At 52.1% G+C, this 5,368-nt stretch carries 1 protein-coding gene; it reads right to left on the bottom strand.

Annotated elements, in window-relative coordinates; genetic code table 11:
- Positions 1-828: 828 nt before the first annotated feature.
- Entirely contained in the window at positions 829-4,737 is a 3,909-nt protein-coding gene (locus tag AB0N03_RS51805; RefSeq protein ID WP_364388874.1) for a hypothetical protein, read from the bottom strand.
- Between the last annotated feature and the right edge of the window lie 631 nt (positions 4,738-5,368).

The following is a 5,368-nucleotide window of genomic DNA, read 5'->3' as shown; positions in this document are numbered from 1 at the left end:
GCGCAGACGCCACCAATATCGCGCCCAGCAAGGCCACTACCAGCGACAATCGGCCCACGAACCATGACCATCACGAACTACGACTGGAGTACTAGTCGGCCTGCTACTCAACGGCCGCTTCCGCGCCGCTGCGGAAGCCGCAGAACTGAGCTACTGGCCTCCTGCCGACCCCTTGCGGGACGAGTGGTGGAAGATCCGCAATCCGCGAAGAGATGGCCGACCCGCAACTTAGGTGCTTTCGCTGCGCAGTAGTCGAATCTATCCGCAGACTCTTAACGCTTTCCTTATTTGCCGCAGCAACTTTGCGCGACGCGGTTGCGAAATAAGTTTATGTGGCAGCACATCGAGCATTTCATGTAGGGAGCCCTCCTCTTCGCCGGTTGCAAAAACTATCTGAGATCCTCGAGCGCCATCTGTAGCTGCTCGCCCAACTAAATCGGCGAAGCTTAGTCGAGTCGAGGATCAATGGGCGGGAGCGAGACCGGATAGGTCGTCCTTGAGTTCATTAACCGCCCGCTGCGGCATCATTAACCGCCCGCTGCGGCAGACGGCTCGCACCGGTCAGCTCGGCCCTTGGATCGCCCGATGTGACGCGGCGGGCCTTGGACTTGAATCCGGCGCTGAGAACCGGTACGTGACGGCTGTGACGGGCTCGAAGAGCCCGTCACAGCCGTCACGAATAACAACTGGCAGGTCAACCGCCTGGGTGGCTGTCGTAGCGAGTGTGACAGAGCTGGCTGGCGGCAGTGGCGAGGTCCGTGAGGTGCACCGTCACGATGACGCTGACCTGTCGTGTGGATGGCAAGAGTTACAACGGTTCGCGGTAAACTACTTTGCTTGGTTATTAGGTCGTCGGCGGGGCAATTTATCGCCGCTAAGAAGAGAATCTATTGATGCTAAGATCGAGGCGGGTAGCGAGCTGCTGAAGGATTGGGCTATCCCTTGCAAGTACTCGCGGGTATCCAGGTCGGCCATGCCCAGGTGTCTTAACCACGAGCGATTAGATGCTTCGAGTAGTTTAACGAGCTCTGCAATAGCAAAATGTAACTCATAAGGGTTTGCTAACTTCATAGTCCATGCGACGATTCCTTGAACGCCCCCGGCGGGTTCTTGAATGCTCCCATCCGGTCGAGATTGCACCTCTGATCTAGCTAAATCTTCAGCTCTGCCGTAGCGAAGCAGGGCTATCGTACTGGCTGCCCCGAGGGAAGTAACCAAGGATGGCCCATCAATTTCAGAGAACCCACGAATGACCTGATGAACCCAGTCAAGGCGGCCGTCGCGCTCGGACCGATTAAGTAGCCTGAGAATTGTCGGGTAACGACGACTTGCTATTGCCCAGATCGGCGCCGCGGTTCCGAGTAGCGAGCTTTTGTGTTTCTCAAGTCCTGTGTCATCCAGGAGGTCGGAGGCGATAAGTTCGTACCCGACCTCTGGAGGGAAGGATTTAATTTCTGTTTTGGCTAGTCGCACAGCCGCGGCAGTGACCGCCTTTGAGAAGTGATTTATTCCTGAGTCGACGTATGGTCTAAATTGACATCTCTCGTAATCGTAAAATCTCGCGATAGCTTCGGCGGCAACGAGCGTGCGTTCTAACACGACCATATCGTATTCATCTTCGGAAAGGTCAAAGCTGTGGAATACCGGATAAGAGCAGATAAGATCCATTGCAAGTTCCGTATTTTCGCCAAGCAGGATCCTCTGATCTAACTCTTCCGATCGGTCGCGACTTATGCGACCATCAAGAACTCGTAGACGGTATGAGCTGGCTGTTTGATCATGCGGCCCATCTTGGATCGGCGCCGCTTTCGGGTAGCCGTTTGAGTAGTGTGCTCGGAGGTCTCGCCTGGCGCTAATTTCGACATTGAACGCAGTATTCAAGAATGCTGGCATTTCGGCCAAGGTATTGAGATTAGGGGGGTCTAATGGTTTAACATCTTGCAGTGCCCAGCCGGTAAGCGTTGCTAATAGGTCGTCGCCAACCGAGGTTGCCAGGTCGTAGAGTCCAGAGAGCTGATCCTGTGACGCCGTCGAGCCGAAAATGACTCGAGACGACAAGGTTATCCCACTGCTGTCCACATGGCTGGAAATAATCGCACTTATCCCCATAAGTGCATCTTGCCCGAGACCGGCGCGCCAAAGGTCGATGATGTTGGCCCAGGGTTTTGGAAAGTTGTCCGAAGAAAGGCGATTCAGGTCAACAGAGAAGGGGCTGCCAATGGTGCATCGTAGTAAGACGAGGTTCAGTGTATATGTTGCTAAATTAGCTAAGACCGATCCCCGCGGAAAAGGAGTTTCTTCGCCTCCGAGAAGCATTTCAGGAAGGTTGCTGCTCGATAGTATGCGTCTCGCTTGCGAATAGAATATGGTTTCCAGATCAATCGTAAATTCGTCTAGAGTTCGCCCAATATATCGTAGACGATGAACAATCCATTCACGGATCATGCTAAGGACAACGGGGCGACCGAAAAGTGGTGTTGCCATTAGGGTGGCGAACCAGCTGTTGGGTAGGCCATCTTTGTTCTCTAGTCGTTGGTGTAAAACGGTTGCAAGGGATGGCTCACTTCTCAGATGCCTGATCACCTCCGTCTCGCCGATCACGGTGGAAACTATCCATTCGGCAGCAAGAAACTCACCGAATGTGTTGTGGAGAAATTCAAATGCCGACAGGACCGAATCTTTCGCCCGTGGCTCGGTCAAAATCTTTGAGCGTGACTCGTGAACGAAAAAGAAGCTTCCAAGCAGTAGTTCGGCTTGGCCGAGCTGAACGCCGGATGTCGGTTTTACGGACTTGAGTAGATCGAAGTACTTGAGGTCATTGTCTAGCGCCGACTTCGTAATATTAAGAGACCGCCGGTTTAGCATACCGATAGCGGCCACGCCCAGTCGTTTGAGGTCGGCGCTGACTACTAAATCGCGTTCGGCTTCCGGTAATGCGCGGAATTCAGCACCGTCGTCACCCTTCATTCGCTCTCGGAGAATGAACCTATTGAGTAAGCTGTAATAAAGTACTGTCTGGTCGATCGCCCCACTTTTTGATAATCTGTTGGATTCAGAGTCGTAAAGCGCTAGCATCAGTAGCAAGAGTGGCTGACTTGCCAGGCTCAAAAGGTTTTCATCTGCAGGCAGACTGAAGGGGCTTACGTCGCGCGATAGAAAGTACGGAGAGTTTACTCTATTCCAAATGCTTGTCCAGAGTCGCATTCGTTTGTCATCAAATTCTTCAAGGCGAATTATGGTGGCACCGAACGGAATCTCCGCCTTGTCGATTAACGTCACTCGACTGGTGACAATAATTCGAACTGGCCTTCCTTGGACTCGTTCACGGCGCTGAAAATTCGCAACGCTCATAAGATACGTGCTGAAGACTTTACCGCTAGCTTGAAGCAACTCATCATAACCGTCAAGGATAACAAGAGGTGGACGTCCTGAGCAGTGGCCTACAAGTTCGGCCCAATTGGCTTCTCGTCCAGTTTCGGCACGGATCTGTTCCTCAATTTGTGTCTGAATATCCGAATCGGGGTTGATGTCACGTAATTCAACGCGGATCGGGTTATATTCAGGCGACGCGAGCCTTGCTGCAAGCATTTCGGTCAAGAGGGATTTTCCTGATCCGGGTTGGCCGAGTATTATAAGCGGTGATTCGATGCTATACGGACTTGATAGGTTATTAAGTATGTAACGACCAATGTCTTCAACTACTTCATTTTGTTGCCAAAGGGATTCATTTTCGAGTTGGCCGACTTCTTTGCGATAGCGGATTGCGCGAAAAGCTTGAGGTACAAATATCTCAGACTTACGTGGATATTTTAGGTCGACTCCGTCAATGCTGGAGTACGTATCATCAATTACCGGGAGTTCGACCTCGGACTTATATGACGTACTGAGACCGTCCAGGATTCCATCAAGGTTGCTCGAAGAAATGTGGACTACTTCTGTCAATGCATCTTCGATACTTTTAAGGCCGACGTCGATTGTTGCATTGCGTTCTTGCTGCTTAAGTGCAAGTTCAAGTGCAATCTTCGTGTCGGTGGCTAACGCGTCGAAGCGCTGCCTGGTTACGGTGTGTTCATGTAGGTTTGCCCAAATCTCGAATTCGCTAAACTTTGTGCAAAGAGCCAAGTATTGGCCTTTGTACATATTTCGTGCGACTTTTGGCAGTTCGCGGATCGATGCAGCCACTTTCTCCTTGGCGGTCTCGTCTATATCCTCCCAATAGGATAATTGTTGAATTAGCTTACTAAATTCTTTCGCCATTGAACCGTAAAGACGTTCGAGAATATCACCATTCTGCTCGAGTGTGTCAGTTGGGTGGGGAAGTGCGATATTCCAATCGGAGAGTGAGAAAAGTTCGGCCGGCTCTTTGTTGCTCGCTTGCGGGGCGATCTCGCGAGCTGCTTTGTAGGTCAGGGTGAGCGTATCGCTAGGTAGTAACCCTAGTTGCTTCCTTAGTCCTGGAAGAAAATTATCGATAGCTTCAAAGAAAGCGGTAAAGCAGATTGTGCAGTATGCACTGGAGAGTAATTCGTGGCGCGTTAAGTCTGAATTTATGCTCGATCTTGCGAGCTTTCTAACTATAAGATTCCCGGCCTTCAGTATCTCGTTTTTTGCTCCTATGAAGGCCAGTACGGGCGCCGGGTTGATTCCTAGTATTAGTGGTGATAGTACGATGAGTGCCCCAGATAAAGCATCGACAGCGGCGCTTACTTCTTTTCCTGGGTATCTGGACTTCAACATCTTGGCGACGTTTGAGAACGTGAGTTCGGTCGAGTTGGCGCTCAAGATTTGACCTCTCAAATGCATTCAGTGGGTGTCTTTGGTGGCGGGCAGCTGTCGCTGCTGTGATGATCCATGGCAACTAGCTCGCCTCCGGGCGGCCACTTGTTACGCATAATCCGTCATCGTTGCCATTTCGAGACCTTGCTCCACCGTCCTGTTGCGAGGGCGCGCTGTAATTGGAGGGACAGGCTACGCACATTGTCGCGAGCACAGACGCCTGATCATCGACTTTCGCGATGACGTCAAGATGTAGCCGTGTAGATAGTGAGCAAGATCGTCCTCGGACACTCAATTATCCCATAGAGACGCGCATCGCGGCCAGTCAGAGTAACAGCAGCTGGCCACCGACGGTCTCGTCTATCGTGGCAAGCGCGTATGGTGGACCGCATGCCTTGACTTCTCGAGACGCTGGGCCAGCGCGAAGGCTTCGCCGGGTCCGAAGGCCTCGTAGAGCGAGGCGATGCCGTGGGTATTGAGGTTGTCCATCACCAGTACTGAGGTTCACCCCGGGTAGTGGACACCGAGTTAGCAGGACCAGTCGTCCTGTTGAAAGGATGTCCTCATGCCTGCTCGCAAGCGCCGGTCGTAC

Origin of the sequence: Amycolatopsis sp. NPDC051061 (assembly GCF_040682935.1) — a bacterium.
Classification (GTDB): domain Bacteria; phylum Actinomycetota; class Actinomycetes; order Mycobacteriales; family Pseudonocardiaceae; genus Amycolatopsis.
This window is presented reverse-complemented; position numbering and strand designations above follow the sequence as displayed.